Source organism: Chryseolinea lacunae, assembly GCF_016735595.1.
GTDB classification, from domain to species: domain Bacteria; phylum Bacteroidota; class Bacteroidia; order Cytophagales; family Cyclobacteriaceae; genus Chryseolinea; species Chryseolinea lacunae.
The window spans coordinates 36,092-55,863 of the sequence record NZ_JAERRB010000005.1 but is presented as its reverse complement, the minus strand read 5'-3'; the positions used below and the strand labels follow the sequence as shown (position 1 = coordinate 55,863).

Below are 19,772 nucleotides of genomic sequence, written 5' to 3'. Positions count from 1 at the left end.
TTGGGTTGAATAGTGAATGCTTGGAGGGGAAGCAACCGCCGGTGAGATGATTCTGGAGAAGCGTTATTAAAATTGTATCAGTTAACTTTAAAAAGACCCCCGTCATGCAAAAAGTGAAAGCAGTTGTGCTGCTCGGCATCGTTCTCGTTCTGACCCTGGCCCCCAGGCTCTCTGTGGGACAATCGCAAAAAGTGATCTACTTCTATCTCACCCCGTCAGTATCGGTGGAGTCGATGGACAAGAGCGCAAATTTCATCAAAGATTTTCTGGAGAAGGAGACCGGCCTCACCATCAAGCTGGGCGTGCCGCCGTCGTACGAAAACCTGGTCGATAAATTCGGGAACCCGGAGCCGTGCTTCTCCATCATGAGCAGCCAGAGCTATGTGCTTGCCCATCAGAAACACGGCGCCCTCGTGAAGCTGCGGTCGCTGCGCTATGGCGCATCTGTATATTATGGACAGATCATCTGCCGGGCGGGTTCGGGCATCAAAACCATCAAAGACATTCAAGGTAAATCCATGGCCTACACCGACGAACTTTCCACGTCGGGCTATCTCTATCCCAAACAGATACTGGACAAAAACAGTATAACACCGTCGAAGATCGTGTTCGCCAAAAAACACGACGAAGTGGTGCGCATGGTCTATGAAGGCAAGGTAGATGCTGGCGCTGCGTTCTATTCGCCCCCCGGCCCCAACGGCGAACTGCACGATGCGCGGGGTCGCATCAAAGATCAATATCCCGATGTGGAGAAGAAGGTGATCACACTTGTGAAGACCGATCCCATTCCCAACGATCCCATCGTGTTTTCGAAAGCGTTCGACGCCGACACGGCCCGCAAGCTTTATGTAGCGCTGGTGAAACTTTCTACCGAGCAAAAAGGCAAAGAAGTTCTCCGCGAACTCTACGGCTCCGAAGGTTTTGTGAAAGCATCAGACACCGACTACAACTCGCTGCGGCAGGTGATGGGTGTTGTTGCCCGCTAACAAAAAAGAGGCCCGGACTGGCCGGGCTTTCAAACGTTTTTTATTTCCACCACTCTAACGGTAGCTCTATATCATTCACGGAGTTCACCACCAGGTCGGGTTTGAACGCGTATTTCTTCAGCTCCTCATTTTTTGAAATTCCCGACAACACCAGAATGGTGCGGTAGCCCATTTGCACGCCGCCTTGTATGTCGGTGTCCATGGTGTCGCCAATCACGGTAGTGTCGGCGGTTTCGAGGCCGATGTGTTTGCGCGACGAGCGCATCATCACGGGGCCGGGTTTGCCCACCACAAAGGCTTTGATGCCGGTGGCTTCTTCAATCATGGCGGTGGTGGCGGCGATGCCCAGGTTGTTCCAGCCTTTCTTTTTGGGAGAGGGATCGCGGTTGGTGGTGATGAACTTGGCACCGGCCAGAATCATGTCTACCGCGCGTTGAACCATTTCGAGGGTGAAGTTGCGGCCCTCGCCCAGTACCACAAAGTCGGGTTCGGTGTCAACCAGCGTGATGCCGTGGTCGTGGAGGCTGCTGATGAGGCCACCCTCGCCCAGCACATAGGCGGTTCCTTTGGGCACCTGCCCGGCCAGAAATTTGGCGGTGGCCATGGCGCTGGTGTAGATGTGATTTTCGGTGACCTCAATGCCGAGGCGCTTCAGCTTGCGCACGGCTTCCAGCGGCGTGCGCTGGCTGTTGTTGGTCATAAATGCGAAGGGAATTCCGTCCTTCAGTAAGCGGGCAATAAACGTGTCGGCCCCGGGAATCATGAGGTCGCCACCGTAGATCACGCCGTCCATATCAATCAATAAACCTTTCGCCATAATGCTTTTTTTTGGTAGAACCTTTCGGTCTCCAAAAGTTGAAGGTTATTTTATTGAAATTCAAATCCTGGGCGGGAGTTTGTGATAAATGCCTAAAAAATCGATTGCATCCTTTGTAGTGTCAAAAAAGAACCTGACTTTTATTTTCCAGACCCCGCACACACAAACACAAAAGCGCCAACACGCCGGCTCCTGAAGACGAGCATGTGAAGGCAAACCTAACATTCATTCGCCTAAACAAATATCCCTAAACACAGATGCAGCAGCACTTACAAACGACAGACTACATCGTCTTTCTCATCTATTTTCTCATCGTTTCCTTCTACGGGTACTGGGTTTACAATCGCAAGAAAAAAGCTTCCATGGACTCCAAGGATTTTTTCCTTGCAGAAGGATCACTCACCTGGTGGGCTATTGGCGCGTCGCTCATTGCCTCCAACATATCGGCCGAGCAGTTCATCGGCCAGTCGGGCTCCGGCTTCAAAATGGGCCTTGCCATTGCCACCTACGAATGGATGGCGGCGGCAACCCTGCTGGTGGTGGCCATCTTCTTCATGCCCATCTACCTGAAGAACAAGATCTACACCATGCCGCAATTCCTCACACAACGGTATAGCAGCACGGTGAGCACCATCATGGCCGTGTTCTGGCTGTTGCTCTATGTTATCGTGAACCTCACGTCTATTCTTTATCTCGGTGCGCTGGCCATCAACGCCATTTCGGGCATCAACTTCTGGGTGTGTATGGGTGGCCTCGCCATCTTTGCCATCGTGATTACCCTGGGCGGTATGAAGGTGATTGGCTACACCGATGTGATCCAGGTGTTCTTCCTCATCCTCGGCGGTCTCGCCACAACCTACATGGCATTGAACCTCGTGTCTGAACACTTCAACACCACGGGTGTGTTCAACGGCTTCAACCTGTTGATGGAACATTCCGACGACCACTTCCACATGCTCTTCAAGCAGGGCAATCCAAACTACCTCGACTTGCCGGGCTTGTCTATCTTGTTAGGCGGTATGTGGATTGTGAACCTCAACTATTGGGGATGCAACCAATACATCACACAACGCGCGTTGGGCGCCGATCTGCCCACAGCCCGCAACGGCATTCTCTTCGCAGCATTCTTGAAACTGATGATGCCTGTGATTGTGGTGTTGCCCGGTATCGCGGCCTATGTGCTGCATAAGGAAGGCATGTTCCAAACCGAAATGCTTTCTGACGGTGAACTGAATCCCGATCGCGCCTATCCCATCCTGCTCAACCTGCTTCCTGTAGGCTTGAAAGGTCTTTCGTTCGCGGCCCTCACCGCGGCCATCGTGGCGTCGCTGGCCGGCAAGGCAAACAGTATCTCGACGATCTTCACACTCGACATCTATAAGAAATTCTTTAACGCCGAGGCTTCCGAAAAACATTTGGTATACGTGGGCAAGATTGCCATTCTGGTGGCCATGATCCTCGCCATTGTGATTTCTCCATTCATGGGCATCGACAAGAAGGGTGGCTTCCAGTTCATTCAGGAATACACAGGCTTTGTGTCGCCGGGCATCTTCGCCATTTTCATCCTGGGCTTTTTCTGGAAACGCACCACGGCCAAAGCTGCGCTGGTTGCGGCCATCATTGTGTTCCCGCTTTCGGTATTGTTGAAGGCGTTGCCGCAATGGACCGACCTTTCGGCACTGAGCAACTTCGGACTGGCCGCCCTCAATAACGACTCGGGCTTGTACGAAATTCCGTTCATCGATCGCATGGGGCTTGTGTTTGTGTTTGTAGCAGCGATCATGATTGTGGTGAGCCTTGCCGATAAGAAAGGACAAGCCGAAGCCAAAGGATTGGAAATCGATGCGTCGATGTTCAAACCCAAAGGTGGCTTTGCGGTGGGTGCGGTGATTGTGTGCGGCATATTGGCTGCGCTCTACACCATCTTCTGGTAGTGAAAATTTCGTGAAGCAAACGCGGGCGCGTAAGAAAAAAAGAAACACACCGTCGCGTTTTTGAATTCATGTTTCGGTATATGAAGCGTCGTGCAGAAAACTTCTGCACGACGCTTTTACTTTTCGGCCCGTTGTGTTTTATGCTATCGATGGAAACTTCTGTGAACACATAAACTGAGCGCGTAACGGTGCACTAAAAAGACTTCACAACAATGCCTTTCCGGCCCATAGCCTCCCGCGCAGGAGGTGAGTTGGATTTCGCAATACTTCCCCTTGCCGGTGTGATTCTTTTCAGAGCGGATTTCTCAAGCTTTGATAAGTAACAATTCATTAACAAAAACATACCACACTATGAGAAAATTTCTACTGTTAGCATGCCTGTTGGGTGCGACGCTTTGTGCGCGTGCCCAGGAGCGCGTTGTGTCGGGCAAGGTCTCGTCTTTGGAAGACGGCTCCGCACTGCCCGGCGTAAATGTTGTTTTGAAAGGAACGTCGTTTGGCACGGTCACCAATTCTGACGGCGCCTACCGGCTTTCCATTCCCAGTGCCGATGCCGGCGGAACACTGGTGTTCTCGTTCATCGGTCTGCAAACCCAGGAGATGACTTTGGGCGACCGCGCCGTCATTGATGTGCAACTGTCGGCCGATGTCACCCAACTGTCGGAAGTGGTGGTGACGGGGGTTGGCGTAGCCACCGACAAACGACGGCTGGCTATCTCGGTCGAGTCGGTGTCCGGCGATCGCCTGCCGTCCATTCCCACGGCGTCTATCGATCAGGCCCTGGTGGGTAAAATTGCCGGCGCGCAAATCATGTCTTCTTCCGGAAACCCGGGTGCTCCCGTCAGCATTCAGCTGCGCGGCATCAACACACTCTCCGGCGGAACGCAACCGCTCATCATGGTCGATGGTGTGGAGATGCGATCCACCTCGCTCAATGCCCTTGACCTGAACAACGTGGAGCGCATTGAAGTGGTGCAGGGAGCATCGGCCGCCACCATCTATGGCGCGCAAGGTGCCAACGGCGTGATCCAGATTTTCACGAAGAAAGGAAAGCAAGGTCCCATGCACATCGATGCTTCGGCCCGCACCAGCGTGGATCAGGCGTTGAACATCGGCAACCTTCATCAGCCCTACAATCACTCGTTCACCACCGATGCCAATGGCGACATCCTCGACAACAACGGCGGCCTGCTCACCCAGGACGAACTGGGCCTGTGGGGCGAAGCCAACTGGGAAAACGGACCGGCCGCACTCAACAACAGGCCGTATAAAAATAACACCCAATATCACGACCACATCGACCAGCTGTTCAAGAGCGTGCGCACGTCCAACTACAGCCTCTCGCTCTCGGGTGGAAAAGAGAATGCCGACTATGCCTTCACGTTCTCGAAGCTGCGGCAGGAGTCGGTGGTGCAGGGCGTGCTGGACCGCACCAACTTCACGTCAAACATCGGTGTGGACCTGTTGAAAAACCTGAAGTTCAGGTCGATCACACAGCTTATTTATACCGACAACTCGGTTAACCCATATTACGTGAACAGCGCACCGCTGTCGTCGGCCATGTATACCTATCCGTTTGGCGACCTCGACTATAAAGATGCCGACGGAAATTATACGTATCAGTTTGGTGGGGCAGGGGCCAACAACTCCAACCCCAAATATTTCTGGCAATATCAAAACTTCAAGAGCAAGGCCATCGACATTATCCCTACGCTGAACTTGCACTACACGGCCAACAAGATCCTGGAGCTTGACTATAAAGTAGGCATCAACTATTCGGTCAACAACTTTGCACGCGAAACGCAGAACCAGGAAGGCAACCGCTCGTCTGTTGCAAACAACAGCTTCATCGGCGAATCGCTGGCCGGCGGTCTCAACAAATCGGTCACCAACAACTATAACATCAATTCGCTGGCCACGGCCACCGTGAAGCTCGACTTCGCGAAAGATTTCGGATTGAACCTTCCCATCACGTCCACAACACAACTGGCGTTCGATTGGCGCAAGAGCAACTTTCATCGCCAATACCTGATCTATACCGGGCTGCCTTCGTACTCAGACATTGACGACATTAACGGCGCACAGTCGTCGTCGAACAGCACGAGCGAATATGAAGACCTCTTCATCACCTATGGCTACCTAGTGAATCAGCGTTTTGAATACAAAGACATGGCGGGCATTTCGGGCGGCTTCCGTTCTGACTACAGCTCTACCTATGGCGACGCAAAATCGCCCTTCACCTTCCCCCGTGGCGATGCCTACCTGCGTTTGTCGAAGCTGGGCTTCTGGGACGGCATCACATCGTTTCTGCCGGAATTTAAAATCCGGGCGGCCTATGGCGAAGCCGGTATTCAACCGGTTGGCTATACGCTGGACGCTTCGCGCGACCTGGCCGGCGGTGTGCCCAATCACTACCTGCGCATTCCGTCGTTCAAGACCGGCACCGTCGACAACGGTTTCCTGATCTACAGCAATCCCACCTTTGCCAACGCGGCCCTACAGGTGGAACGCACCAAAGAGTTTGAATACGGCTTTGACTTTGGCATCTCGCCGGTGAAGAACGGCGCGTGGTTCAACTACATCGCTACCAACGTGTCGATCTGGAACCGCACCAGCCACGATGTGGTGTGGCAACGCACGCTGCCCGTGTCGCAAGGTTCTGAAACCATCTGGGACAACTACATCGATATGGAGTCGAAAGGCGTGCAGTTCAGCATCGATATGGATGTGTATTCGGGCGACAACCTGAAATGGGATTTTGTGACCAACTTCGGAACACAGAAGTCGACGCTCACCCGCACGGCCGATGGCAAAGACATTCCCCTGGTGTGGTCTAACGCCGCCACGTACACCCTACGCGCCGGCGAGCAGGTGGGAACCATCTATGGCTACAAAGCCCTCACCAGCGTCGATCAAAAAGATAAGAACGGCGCCCCCTACATCGATCCGGCCAACGCTTCAGACTATGAACTGGTGAACGGCCGTGTAGTGGACAAAAACTCGAAGCTGGTGCAATTCACGCCCGACAAATATTACCTGGGCAACACCACGCCAAAGTTCAACATGGCATTCATCAACAACTTTGCATACAAAAATTACCTCACCTTCTCGTTCCAGGTTGATTGGGTTTATGGTTCGAAGACCTATAACCAAACCAAAGAGTGGATGTATTCCGAAGGCCTGCACGGTGACTACGACAACCCGGTAACCATCAACGGCGAAACAGGAGCCTTCACAGCCTACTACAAAAGCTTCTACGATGCGTCCGAAAGCAACGGCACGAAAGACTACTTCCTCGAAAACTCATCGTTCGCGCGCCTGCGCAACGTATCGGTGGGCTTCGACTTCGCGAAGTTTTTTGACATGAAACGTTTCTCGCGTCTGCAACTGATCTTCACGGGAAGAAACCTGGCCACCATCACCAACTACACAGGCATGGACCCCGAAGCCAGCCAGAACACATCTGGCGGCGGAACCACATCGGCATCGCCTCAGGTGGCCACGCAACGCGGACTGGACTTCTGGTCGTTTCCCAACTTCAAATCGTTCCAGGTGGGGTTGAATGTTTCTTTTAACTAAGTAAAAAAACCAAGCATGCTATGAAACACACAAAAATCTATATAGCCCTCGGGTTGCTTTTGCTGACGCAAGCCTGCAAGAACGAGCTCACCGAGGTGGTGAACAAAAATGAACCACTGGAGAACGCACTGTCTACCGAAGCCGGCCTCGTGGCCTATGCCAAAGGCGGAGCCTACATCAACGGCGTGGGCAACTACTACGCATCGGTCGACGACCAGCTTGGTCCGCGCGCGGGCCGCAACCTGGGCTACCTCACCGCACAAGTTTTCGGACTGCACGATGCCATGGGCGATATCATCTACATTCCGTGGGGAAACCAAAGCTTCCGCTTTGCCAACAACCCCACCGACATCACTATAGACGACGGCACCAACGTGCCCATGCCCATTGGTCTCTCGCAACCCTACGAGCTGAAGCTACGCAACGACCGCGCCTATGGCCCGGCCAACACCCAGCTGATGGAATGGACGCAGATGTATTTCCTGAACAACGCCATGAACATCCTGCTGAAAAAAGTGGACGGCGCCACCTATACGGAAAACGCCGAAGATAAAAAGCGCACACTAAAAGCGTGGGGCTATTGGTGGAAAGGCTATGCCTATTCGCGCATCGGCTCCATGTATGTGGCCGGCATCATCAACGACGAACCTAACGCCACCAGCAACAACTACGCAGATCATGTCGACATTCTTGCAGAAGCCGCTGCCAACTTCGACAAGGCACAAACGGAACTGGAAGCGGTTAGCGATGAAGGCGTTTATGCAGGTGTGCTCAGCATCGTCATTCCCGGCTATTGCCAGCAGGGCAAAGGCGGCATTCCGTCGCCCGATGCCTGGATACGCAACATCAACACGCTGCGTGCCCGCAACATTCTGGTGAACACACCCGTGGCGAGCATGTCGTCGGCCGACTGGACCGCAGTTGGAAATCTTGTTAACGATGGCATTCAGGAAAACGACCCGGTGTTTATCGTGAAGACCACCGAAGACTTTAGCCGCTCCGTTATCGATCCCAACTTCGGCACTGTAGCATCGCTGTCGGCCACCGAAACGGGCCAGACGTTCTACGTCAGCGAACGCCTCATTCAAGACTATCGCGACGGCGACCAGCGCATGGAAAATAATTTCGAACTGCTCACTTCACCCCAAGTGAACAAACGCGGCCGTGGCATCGGCTTTGGCACACGCTATTACCTGGTAGACGGCGGCAAGAACATGGATGGCGTGGTGACCTACACCCACACCCAGGAATCCGGAGCAGACGATACCTACCTGGCTGGCAGCTTTGAAGAAAACGAATTGATGAAGGCCGAAGTGCTCATTCAATCGGGCAACGTTGGTGGCGGCACAGCGCTCATCGACAACGTGCGTGCCTATCAGGGTGCGGGCCTTGCTGCCATTGGCGGTGTAACAAAAGCTGAAGCGCTCGAAGAACTTCGCAGCGAACGCAGGGTTGGGCTGGCCTTCCGCGGCATGGCCTTCTATGACGCACGTCGCTGGGGTGTTACGGAAGACAAAAGCAAGGGCGGTGGCCGTGCCAATGCTGTGGTGCTTTCAAACTTCACAGGAAGCACCGTGGTGAACACGAAAGCATTCATCAACTACAACTACATGAGCTATTTCGATGTGCCAAAGAACGAGGTGGAATACAACAACCCCGCCTTGGGCAGCGCACCGGTGGTTGGCCCCGAATAGAGACCGTGTTCGGATCACAAGAAGGAAAGTGTCCTGTGCCGCGAGGTGCAGGACATTTTTTTTATAACTAATTTCTCGCGAAGCCGTAACTTTAGGGTATGAACCGAATCGACCGCCTCACCGCCATCCTTGTGCAATTGCAATCCAAGCGTGTTGTCAAAGCCGAAGAGATTGCCGACCGGTTCGAGATCAGCCTGCGCACCGTCTACCGCGATGTGAAGGCGCTTATGGAAGCCGGTGTGCCCATTGGTTCGGAAGCCGGCAAAGGTTATTTTATTGTGGACGGCTATCATCTTCCCCCGGTCATGTTCACACAAGACGAAGCCAGTGCCATGTTGCTGGCCGGAAAGCTGGTGGAGAAGATGACCGACAATTCTATCCGGCAAGCGTTTGAATCGTCGCTGCTCAAAATCAAGGCGGTGCTGAACGCCACGGAGAAAGATCACCTCGAAGACCTCCATGCTCACATTGAAGTGCGCCGTCATCCCATGGACGAACATAAGTTTCCCAACGATTTCCTCACGGGCATTCAACGCGCTGTGGTGGCGAAAGACGTGGTGCGCATTGAATACTTCAGCAGCTACAACGAAGAGTCTACGCAACGCGATGTGGAGCCGATCGGGCTTGTGTATTATAGCGGCGCGTGGCACCTCATTGCGTGGTGTCGCTTGCGCAATGGCTATCGCGATTTTCGCGCGGATCGCATTAAGAATTTGTCACAGCCCGGAATAAAATTTGATGGTCGTAATTTGATCAGCCTTCAGGAATATCTGGCTTCTATGGTGCAGGGAAATCAGGAGCTTCAGAAGGTGATTGTGCAGTTCGATGCCTCTGCGGCGCGTTATCTGAATCATGCAAAATATTTTTATGGATTTGTTTCGGAGGAGAGTGTTGGTGCGAAATTGCGCATGACGTTTCTGACGGCGCATTTGAAATCGTTTTGCCGGTGGTTGCTTACGTTTGGGGCCTCGGCTGATCTTGAGTTTCCGGAATCGGCGAAGGATACGATTGTGGAATTGGTGGAGGAGTTGACGGTGCATTATGGGCAGCAGGTGCCGAGTGTTTCGTGAGGTATCTGTTTTTTTAATCCAGTATTTTTTTGATTGATGTATTTGCGGGGGAGGTGATCTCTTGACAATGGAGCTTTATGGTCTGTTGTTAGTGATGTTGATGTTGGTAGGATAGGAGGGTTTGTGCGAAAATGGTTTTCGCGTTTTTTCATAGCCCGCTCCCGGGCCGCTAGGCCCCGCATATTGCCATCAGGGCTTAACCCTGTCCGCACATGCCAATGCCAGGCCGAAGACAGGCTTAGGCCCTGATGGCAATATGCTGGAAAATGGTGTGGGCTTGGGTGTGTTTTGGGTGTGAGGCCTGGGTTTGTTGTTTTGTGTTTTTATTGTGAATGTGAATTTGAGTGTCGTTGGGGAGTGAGGGCTGGGTAATGTTGTTTGGTTGTGACTTTATGGGGGGAGCTTTCACTGGGCATTTTGTGTGCCTTTGGGGTTAGCCAAAGAGGGATACAAAATGTGGTATTCTGAGTTGGGACTCTTGGAGGGACATGTGGATGCTGTGGTCTATTTCGCGATAGAAGTAGGCGCTGTCGATGTAGCTGTTTTCGCTTGTTAGCACCATTTCCAGCACGGTCTGGTAATTGTTGATGTCGATGCCGGCGTTCATCAGTTGGATGAGTCCATTGCGGGCCTTTGCGTTTTGCTCGGGGGTGAGTTTTATGCCGAGTTGGCCGTGTGCATAAATTTGCAGGCCATTTTCTACGAGCATGCGTTCGACGAGGGCTTTGCGTTGCTCCTGCAAAATTTCACGGAGTTGGAGGGGGATCAGGTTGGCGTTCCAATCTTCAATTTTGCGGACTCCCATAGATGTTCTTACTGTTTTCATAGCCTTTAGTGGTTGGTGGATCAAAGATATAAAAACTAATATAATTAGTTGTAAAAACTAACGAAAATAGTTTTATTAGATTAGCGTGTGGATGTAAAATTGTTCGGATTTTCGGCCTGCCGAAGTTAAAGGAATGATGAAACCTGCCTGGGTGCCCCTGTTTTCTCGTGGATTAAATTTCTATACATTCAAATCGTGAAGCAGTTAAGTGGGTCCAACATATTCAACGCCCTCGCGTCGCCGGTGCTGCTCCTGGTGGGCCTGGTCATCTATGTTGTTAAGTTCAAACAACCTTCCACCGCCGGGCAATATGGTCTGACTATTTTCGGTTGTGTCTGCCTTGCGGCCTGGATCTATGCTGCCATGCGAAACACATTCAATTTATTTTACGACGACCAGTTTCTCTATCTGAAAGGAGTTTTAAGCCAGCGGAAAGTGCCATTACAAATGGTCACAAGAATTCAAATTACAAACGAAATGTTGAAAGTGATGGGCATCACCTTCTGGAAGTATAATGTAGCGTTTGATCCTGCGGCCGGGATTGACGACCAACCGGTCTGGGAAACGTGGGACGATAAGGACCTGGACGAATTTGCCGCTGTGGTGAGGCAGCACAACCCCGGTATCATCGTTCGGCGTTAGACGATGTAGTCTTCAGATAAAAAAATAGAGTTGCTTTTATCAGGGTGGTTCTACAAATAACTCAGCCACCAATCTTTATGCGTGCTCTTGTAGCGATTGTACCACGCGCACACCGGATAAAGAACAAGCACCACACTAATCCACACAAAATAAACCCAGGGCAACGACACGCCCGTGCCCGCCGCGATGCCCCCAAAGCCTTTACTGAAATGGAAATCTATTTCGGAGAATGGAGTGCCCGCGGCCACGCGATACAGTATGGCGCAAAGGTGTATGAGATAGAAGTGTGCGAGAAAATAAAACAACGGCACACGGCCATACACCAGAAAGAACGGTGCTGCTTTCCATTTCCGACGCTCCAGAAGCGAAAGTATAATCAGCGTTTGCCCGAGAATCATAAGCGTGAACAACAACGACACCGGATATTTTGAACAATTGATGAAACTCATGAAGGTGAACAAGGCATCTTTCTGAACCGACCACGGCGCCGCGTCGCCATAGACGTTGATGAAGCGTAACACCACAAACAACGCGAGCGCACCCAGGCCGCAACGCAGCAGCAAGGTTTGTCTTCGTGTGGCATCAAACCCTTTGGTATACCATGTGCCAAGTCCATAGCCCGTGAGCATGATGCCCAGCCACGGCAGAACAGGGTAGGGCACGCCAATGAAATGATCGGGCACAACAGGAAAGAATCCCGCGCGAACCAGCATGGCCCACGGCGCCGACCATGCACTTTCGGGCGAGACATTGATGAGCTCAAGCGCGTTGTGAACAAACACGATAACAAGACCAACAACGAGCACCGTGCGATCGCCCAAATAGACCAGCGCCGACAGCACCATCATGGATGCGCCAATGGCCCAGATGACCTGCAGCATGGTGAAGTCGTAATAGAAATTGAACAGCAGACCAAAGCGCACCACCGTCACTTCCAGCACAACAAGCCAGAGGCCGCGCGTTAGCAAAAAACGACTGAGTTCTTTCACGGTTTTGTTTTGCCGGCTGATGCGCGCCGACAGGCCGGAGAGAAACACAAACGTGGGCGCGCAGAAGTGCGTGATCCACCGTGTGAAAAAAAGGATGGGCGATGTCTTGGTCAGGTCGGTGGGGTCGAACGTGAACGCGTCGATGTGGAAATAGTCGCGGGTGTGATCAAGCGCCATGATCACCATCACGATGCCGCGCATCATGTCGATGGATGAGATGCGGGGTTTTTCAACAAGCACATTGGGGGTGGCTGTGGTCATAATTTTTCAGCGGGTTACGAAGACATGTGGATTTTGCGATCTTTGCACCATGGCCAGTGAAGGTAATGCTTTGAACTTGGAGAAATTCTATCAGCAGGCAAAAAACAAGGCGCCGGAGAACAAAAAATTCCTGCAGCGTGTGAAGAAGCTGGACCCCCGCAAAGTGGATGATGTCTTCCACGACACCCACGACGCCGTGTTCGAAGAGATCGATTGCCTCACCTGCGCCAACTGCTGCAAAACCACATCGCCCATTTTCTACCAGACCGACATCGAGCGGGTAGCCAAAGCGCTGCGCATGAAGCCCGGCGACTTCATCGAAAAATATCTGCGTGTGGATGAAGACCGCGACTATGTGTTGCAGTCGTCGCCCTGTCCGTTTCTCGACAACGAGAACTATTGCAGCGTCTATGAAGACCGGCCCAAAGCCTGTCGCGAATACCCGCACACCGATCGCAAGAAGATGGTGCAGATCATGGACCTCACCTACAAGAACACGCAGGTGTGCCCGGCGGTGTTGGAAATGGTGGAGCGACTGAAAAAAATTCTGTAGGCAAACACCAGATGCCGCAGCCGGCCGTTCTGATTGTGCCAATACCTTTGTATTTTTGAAGGAATCATCAAACGCCTCACGAACACACTCATGCGAAAACTTCTCCTCCTGTTCACCTTCCTCTTCGTCGTCATCAACCTGCAGGCCCAGCTGCGACTGGCCGCCATCTTCGACGATCACATGGTTCTGCAACAACAATCGCCCGTGCCCATCTGGGGATGGTCGTATTCCACGCAAGACATCAGCATTAAAGTGAGCTGGGATACCACCACCGTGAAAGTGAAAACAGACAACACGGCCTTCTGGGGCACCACACTGTTCACCCCCGTGGCCGGCGGCCCGCACACCATCACGGTGACCGCCGGTGGCGAAACGGTGACGCTGAGCGACGTGATGACCGGCGAGGTATGGTTCTGCGCAGGCCAGTCGAACATGGAATGGTCCATGGACGCGTCGGCCGACGGCCGCACCGATGTGGCCAACGTGAACGACCCCAACATCCGCCTCTTCGACGTTCCCAACTCGGCTGCCATCACACCACAAGTGAGGGGAGAAGGCACGTGGAAGGTGGCCAACGCCGCCAATGTGAAAAGCTTTAGCGCCGTGGCCTACTACTTCGGAAAGAAACTGAACACCAACCTCAACGTGCCCATCGGCCTTATCAACGTGAGCTGGGGCGGCACACCTGCCGAAACCTGGCTGCCACGCGAAATAGTAGAGGGCAACCCCGAACTCAAAGCCTCGGCCGCAAAACAAATCGACGACAAACCCTGGTGCCCTTCGTCGCCAGGCGTGGTCTATAACTCCATGGTAAACCCCATGCTGCCCTTCCGCATTGCCGGAGCCTTGTGGTATCAGGGCGAAGCCAACACCGCGGCACCGTCAACGTACAAGCTGCTGATGGAAAACGTGGTGACCGAGTGGCGCAAACATTTCCTCCACGACTTCCCGTTCTATTATGTGCAGATCGCGCCCTTTAGCGGCTATGGCGGATCGAGCGGCACACTGGTGCGCGAACAGCAAGTGAAGATGCTAGAGATTGCCAAGTCGGGCATGGTGGTGGTGTCGGACCTGGTGGATGATGTGAAGGATATTCATCCGAAATATAAAAAGCCCGTGGGCGAACGCCTGGCCAACCTGGCCCTGGCCGATACCTATGGCAAGAAAGGCATCGTGTATCTGAACCCGCTCTACAAAGAAGCAAAGGAAGAGAAAGGCAAACTCAGAATCGCCTTTCACAACATCCCCACAGGCCTGATGGCCAAAGGTAAAGAAGTGACTGAGTTTATGGTGGCCGGCGAAGACAAGAAGTTCTATCCTGCCAAAGCCGTGATCGACGGCAACACCGTGGTGGTGTCGGCCAAAGAAGTGAAGAAGCCCGTAGCCGTCAGGTTTGGATGGAGCAACGGGTCCATCCCCAACCTGTTCAGCAAAGAAGGTTTGCCGGTGAGCAGCTTTCGCAGCGACAACTGGGCTGAATGAGAACGGATCAAGACGTAACTGCATAAAAAAAGAAGAGGCTTCGGGCCTCTTCTTTTTTTATGTGGCAACACGGTTGTGATTAAACAACCTGTGCAGCAAGCTTTTGATTCAGAACAGACTTGGGTACTGCACCCACCTGCTTGTCTACGATTTGACCACCTTTGAAAACCAACAGGGTCGGTATGCTGCGGACGCCGAAACGTGCGGTCACGTTAGGGTTTTCGTCTACGTTCAGTTTTCCGATCACGGCTTTGCCTTCGTAGTCGCCGGCAAGTTCTTCTACCACAGGGCCGATCATCTTACAAGGACCGCACCATTCTGCCCAGAAGTCTACCAGTACAGGCTTATCTGAATTGATGATCTCATCAAAGTTGCCATCGTTAATTTCAATTGCTTTTCCCATTTGAGTATGTGTTATAAAGTTCTTTTTTATTGCTTTCAAATAGCCAACGCAAAGGTATAGGTTTTAGTTCAGAGTTCGAAACCGCCTGTTTGACCTAGGTTGGGCGTTGGCCTAAAACATCACTTCTACCTCGATTTCACCGGCTTTTTTCATCTGCCGCACCATGTCGTTGATGGGATTGACCCTGAATTTACGGCACAACAGGTCCAGGTTGATGTTTTCCTGCTGGTCTTGAATTTTGAGGTAGAGGGGGGTGTTGCCGGAGTATTCGCCACACACCTCTTCGATGATGCCGATCATGTCTTTGGTGATATCGTGTGCGTTGATGCGCAGCTTCACGCCCTTGCTGCGCTTGATGCCCAACTCGTTCAACAAGTCGATGTTGCGTATTTTGAACTCCAGGTTTTGCTGTCCCCACGAATTCTTAATCACGGCGCCTTCCACAAACAGGAACCATCCCACGTTCATAAAGTTCTTCAGCTTCAGATAGTCTTCGCCAAAGAGCGTGAACGTGAAGTTGCCCGTGTAGTCTTCGAGGGTGAACTTGCCAAAGGGCTTGCCCGTTTTGGTGGTGCGATGCTCCACGCCCGACACAATGCCGCCCAGCTTCACTTCGCGACCTTGCATGGCTTCCAACTCATTCAGTTCGTTGCACGCCGTTTTGCAGAAGGCATCCATTTCGAACTTGAAGTTGTCGAGCGGATGGCCTGAGATGTAGATGCCCACCACTTCTTTTTCGAGGTTCAGTTTTTCGATTTCGCTGAACGGTTCCACAAAGTCGATGCGGGGCTTTGGCATCACAATGCCCGAGCTTCCGCCAAACAGGCTGGCTTGTGCGCTGGCTTCTTCCTGTTGTGTGCGTGCTGCATATTTGATGGCCTTCTCCAGCAAACTCACTTCGCCGTCTTTGGCAAACACATATTGGCGACGGTGAATGCCCGTGAAGCAATCGAACGCTCCGGACAAGGCAAGACACTCGTATGTTTTTTTGTTGACCGAACGCTGGTTCAGTCGTTTCGAGAAATCAAAGATGTCCTCAAACGGCCCGTTGGCTTCGCGCTCCTGGATGATGGCTTCCACCGCGGCGTCGCCGGCACCTTTGATGGCGCCCAGCCCAAAGCGGATCTCGCCGTCTTTGTTCACGGCAAAATAAACACCCGATTCGTTCACGTGAGGGCCCAGCACCTTGATACCGAGGTTGCGGCATTCTTCAATGAAGAACGTAACACTCTCGAGGTTGCTTTGCGAGTGCGTCAATACGGCGGCCATGTATTCGGCCGGATAGTTTGCTTTGAGATAGGCCGTGTGATAGGCCACTAGGGAATAGCACGTGGAGTGCGATTTGTTGAAGGCATACTGCGCAAAGGCTTCCCAGTCGGTCCACACTTTCTCGCAGATCTCGGGAGCATGTCCGTTTGTTTTACAGCCTTCGATGAATTTGCCTTTCATCTTGTCGAGCACGGCCTTCTGCTTCTTACCCATTGCTTTCCGCAACACGTCGGCGTCGCCCTTGCTAAAGCCCGCGAGCTTCTGCGAGAGCAACATCACCTGCTCCTGATACACCGTGATGCCATACGTTTCGTGGAGAAATTCCTCCATGGCGGCCAGGTCATACTTGATGGGCTCGCGTCCGTGTTTCCGGTTGATGAAGGCGGGTATATATTCCATGGGGCCTGGCCGGTACAAGGCGTTCATGGCAATGAGATCTTCAAATTTATCGGGCTTCAGCTGGCGCAGATATTTCTGCATGCCCACACTTTCAAACTGGAATGTGCCGGTGGTGTCGCCGCGTTGAAAGAGCTGGTAGGTTTTCACATCGTCGAGGGGAACATCGTCGATGTTGATTTCGACGCCGTGGCCTTTTTTGATGTTGCGCAGGGCTGTGTTGATGACCGAGAGGGTGGTGAGGCCCAGGAAGTCCATCTTCAACATGCCGGCGCTTTCCACCACGCTGTTGTCGAACTGGGTCACCAGCATGTCGGAGTCGCGCGCTGTCGACACCGGCACAAACTTGGTGAGGTCGTCGGGCGTGATGATAACACCGCAGGCGTGGGTGCCCGTGTTGCGCACAGAGCCTTCGAGGATGATGGCCTGCTGAAGCACCTGAGCTTTCAGGTCCGATCCTTTTTTGATGTCGGAAAGTTCTTTCACTTCCTGGAACGCATCCGACAGGGAGGTGCCGGGTTTTTCCGGAATCATCTTGGCCAGGAACGTGGCGTCCGACAACGGCAGCTCCATCACACGCGCACAGTCGCGAATAGACGACTTGGCGGCCATGGTGCCATAGGTCACAATCTGTGCCACCTGGTTCTTGCCATATTTGGCGATCACATACTTCAACACGCGGTCGCGACCTTCGTCGTCGAAGTCAATATCAATATCGGGGAGGGAAACGCGGTCGGGGTTGAGGAAACGCTCGAACAGCAAATCGTATTTGATGGGATCGACGTTGGTGATGCCTATGCAATAGGCAACCGCCGAACCCGCCGCCGAACCCCGGCCCGGCCCCACCGACACACCAATCTCGCGCGCCTTCGACGTGAAGTCCTGCACGATGAGGAAGTAGCCGGGGTAGCCCGTTTTCTGAATGGTGTCAAGCTCAAAGTCGAGACGGTCGCGAATGGCCTGCGTGATTTCAGGATAGCGTTTCGCAGCCCCCTGGTAGGTAAGGTGACGGAGATACTCATCTTCCGTCGTGAACGTCGACGGGATGTCGAACTTGGGAAGGAGCACATTCCGTTCGAGCGTGTAGCTTTCAATTTTGTCGAGAATTTCGCTGATGGTTTCAACGGCCTCGGGGAGGTCGCGGAAAATGGATTTCATTTCATCCTGCGACTTAAAATAATATTCTTCGTTGGCCAGACCATAGCGATGGCCACGGCCATAGCCGATGGGGGTCGACTTGAATTCGCCTTCCTTGATACAGAGCAAAACGTCGTGGGCATTCGATTCTTCTTTCTGCAGATAGAAGGCTTCGTTGGCCGCGAAATATTTCACGCCATACTTTTCAGCAAAGCGCAGCAGCGTTTCGTTCACGTGATCTTCCTGCGGAATGCCGTGGCGGTTCAACTCGATGTAGAAGTCTTCACCAAAAAGGTTGTGCCACCATTTGAAGGCTTCTTCGGCCTGCTTTTCGCCCACGTTCAGAATGAGGTAGGGCACTTCGCTGGAGAGCGACCCCGTTGTGGCGATGAGGTCTTGCTTGTAGGCTTCGATCAACGCCTTGTCGATGCGCGGATAGATGCCGTATAGCCCCTCCGTGAAACCGTAGGAGCTGAGCTTGGCCAGGTTGTGATAGCCGTTTTTGTTTTTGGCCAGCAACACCTGGTTGAATCGCTTGTCGGGATTGTCTTTGGTGAACTTGAGCTTGAGGCGCTCTTCGGCCACATAGAACTCGCAGCCCACAATGGCCTTGATCTGGTTGTTGGTGGCTTCGCGCACAAACTTGAAGGCACCATACATGTTGCCCAGGTCGGTAATGGCAATGGCGGGCATGTTCAGCGCCTTCGCTTTGGCCACCATCGACTTCACATCGGGTGTGGCTTGCAGCACCGAGAACTGCGAGTGGGCGTGGAGGTGCACAAAGGGCTTGTCGGTGAGGGCCACCGTTTCGCCCGTGAGCGAATAGCCCGCCGTTTTTTTCTTTTCGCGCTTGGCGAAGTTGGCAGCGTCTAGGTTTGGCTCTTCGTACACAATGGTGTCGAAGGCTGTGTCGTCGAAGGGTTTCACCACTTTTTCGCGGATCAGCCCGAAGAAGCTGCGCGCGGTGGCCGCTACGTCATAGGACGCGTCGTGCGCGTCGCCGAAGTCGCGGTTGAAGAGTTTTTTGTGAAGCTCCAGCAGCGTGGGCATCTTGAGTCTTCCGCCGATGCCGCCCGTGAACGCGCAGAACTCGGTAGACGAAATGCCCGTGTCGAGTTTGGCCAGGTTCAGGAACGTGTCGGTGCTGAGGTTCTGCCGAATGAGTTCGGCACCGATAATGTTGATGTCGAACTCGATGTTGTGGCCCACCAGCTGGCGTGTGCCCAGCAGGTCTTTGCCAAACGTTTCGAGCACAAAGCGGAGGTCGTGTCCTTCTTCGAGGGCGCGTTTGGTGGAAATGCCGTGGATTTGCTCCGCATTATAAGGAATGTCGAAACCTTCGGGTTTGACGAGGAAATTCTGTTGGGAGATGAGCTTGCCGCTGGCGTCGTGCAGCTGCCAGGCCAGCTGCACCAGCCGGGGCCAGTTGTCGAGGTCAGTTAATGGGGCAGTCTTATTGCGTGGGAGACCGGTGGTCTCCGTATCAAATATCAAATACATCTTTCCGAAAAAGTGGTTGTGACGTAAATGTACGTCTTCAATTCAATTGTAATGCTGGCATTTTCGTTCCGGATTTGCAGTAAATCGTCTTCCCGAATCTGGAAATCCTTACAATTTTGACTCTTAAATCTGCATTGGCGGCTGAAGGCGATGCCACTAATGGCCTGAGAATCAATTGTTCATAAAACAGGGCCTGATTCTTGGCACATAGCAGGAAATGTCTTTTAAAGCTAT

Annotated in this window: 13 protein-coding genes; 8 read left to right on the top strand and 5 right to left on the bottom strand. The window is 52.8% G+C overall.

Annotation, left to right across the window (positions count from 1 at the left end; genetic code table 11):
• Positions 1-104: 104 nt before the first annotated feature.
• Positions 105-986 carry a phosphate/phosphite/phosphonate ABC transporter substrate-binding protein gene (locus JI741_RS15720; RefSeq protein WP_202011176.1) on the top strand — a complete coding sequence of 294 codons (882 nt, stop codon included), beginning with the start codon at positions 105-107 and terminating at the stop codon, positions 984-986.
• 40 nt (positions 987-1,026) lie between these two features.
• Here the strand turns inward: JI741_RS15720 and JI741_RS15715 are convergent, their stop codons facing one another.
• Positions 1,027-1,803, bottom strand: a complete 777-nt coding sequence (locus tag JI741_RS15715) for an HAD-IIA family hydrolase (RefSeq protein ID WP_202011174.1) — start codon at positions 1,801-1,803, stop codon at positions 1,027-1,029.
• 257 nt (positions 1,804-2,060) lie between these two features.
• On the opposite strand from JI741_RS15715, the gene JI741_RS15710 reads away from it, so the two are divergent.
• The 4 genes from JI741_RS15710 to JI741_RS15695 all read left to right on the top strand — a co-directional run bounded on the left by JI741_RS15710 (position 2,061) and on the right by JI741_RS15695 (position 10,080).
• Positions 2,061-3,737: a sodium/sugar symporter gene (locus JI741_RS15710; RefSeq protein ID WP_202011172.1), complete on the top strand. Its 1,677-nt coding sequence runs from the start codon at positions 2,061-2,063 to the stop codon at positions 3,735-3,737.
• 351 nt (positions 3,738-4,088) lie between these two features.
• Positions 4,089-7,316, top strand: coding sequence for a SusC/RagA family TonB-linked outer membrane protein (locus JI741_RS15705; protein WP_202011171.1), 3,228 nt, complete (start codon positions 4,089-4,091; stop codon positions 7,314-7,316).
• 20 nt (positions 7,317-7,336) lie between these two features.
• Complete coding sequence (locus JI741_RS15700; protein WP_202011169.1) at positions 7,337-9,010, top strand: RagB/SusD family nutrient uptake outer membrane protein; 1,674 nt, start codon at positions 7,337-7,339, stop codon at positions 9,008-9,010.
• Positions 9,011-9,108: 98 nt separating this feature from the next.
• A complete protein-coding gene (locus JI741_RS15695; protein ID WP_202011167.1) occupies positions 9,109-10,080 on the top strand; it encodes a helix-turn-helix transcriptional regulator in 972 nt (323 codons plus the stop codon).
• Positions 10,081-10,513: 433 nt separating this feature from the next.
• Here the strand turns inward: JI741_RS15695 and JI741_RS15690 are convergent, their stop codons facing one another.
• Positions 10,514-10,906, bottom strand: a complete 393-nt coding sequence (locus JI741_RS15690; protein WP_202011165.1) for a hypothetical protein — start codon at positions 10,904-10,906, stop codon at positions 10,514-10,516.
• Positions 10,907-11,101: 195 nt separating this feature from the next.
• On the opposite strand from JI741_RS15690, the gene JI741_RS15685 reads away from it, so the two are divergent.
• Complete coding sequence (locus tag JI741_RS15685) at positions 11,102-11,548, top strand: hypothetical protein (protein ID WP_202011163.1); 447 nt, start codon at positions 11,102-11,104, stop codon at positions 11,546-11,548.
• A 50-nt stretch (positions 11,549-11,598) separates the two neighbouring features.
• Here the strand turns inward: JI741_RS15685 and JI741_RS15680 are convergent, their stop codons facing one another.
• Positions 11,599-12,798, bottom strand: coding sequence for an acetyltransferase domain-containing protein (locus tag JI741_RS15680; protein ID WP_202011161.1), 1,200 nt, complete (start codon positions 12,796-12,798; stop codon positions 11,599-11,601).
• A gap of 76 nt (positions 12,799-12,874) precedes the next feature.
• Here JI741_RS15680 and JI741_RS15675 point away from each other — a divergent pair, with 76 nt between their 5' ends.
• A complete protein-coding gene (locus JI741_RS15675; protein WP_369411794.1) occupies positions 12,875-13,351 on the top strand; it encodes a YkgJ family cysteine cluster protein in 477 nt (158 codons plus the stop codon).
• Between the two features lie 90 nt (positions 13,352-13,441).
• A complete protein-coding gene (locus tag JI741_RS15670) occupies positions 13,442-14,833 on the top strand; it encodes a sialate O-acetylesterase (protein WP_202011158.1) in 1,392 nt (463 codons plus the stop codon).
• Positions 14,834-14,912: 79 nt separating this feature from the next.
• Here the strand turns inward: JI741_RS15670 and trxA are convergent, their stop codons facing one another.
• Together trxA and dnaE are read right to left on the bottom strand one after the other, a co-directional pair.
• A complete protein-coding gene (gene trxA / locus JI741_RS15665) occupies positions 14,913-15,236 on the bottom strand; it encodes a thioredoxin (protein ID WP_202011156.1) in 324 nt (107 codons plus the stop codon).
• Positions 15,237-15,347: 111 nt separating this feature from the next.
• Complete coding sequence (gene dnaE, locus JI741_RS15660; protein WP_202011154.1) at positions 15,348-19,538, bottom strand: DNA polymerase III subunit alpha; 4,191 nt, start codon at positions 19,536-19,538, stop codon at positions 15,348-15,350.
• Between the last annotated feature and the right edge of the window lie 234 nt (positions 19,539-19,772).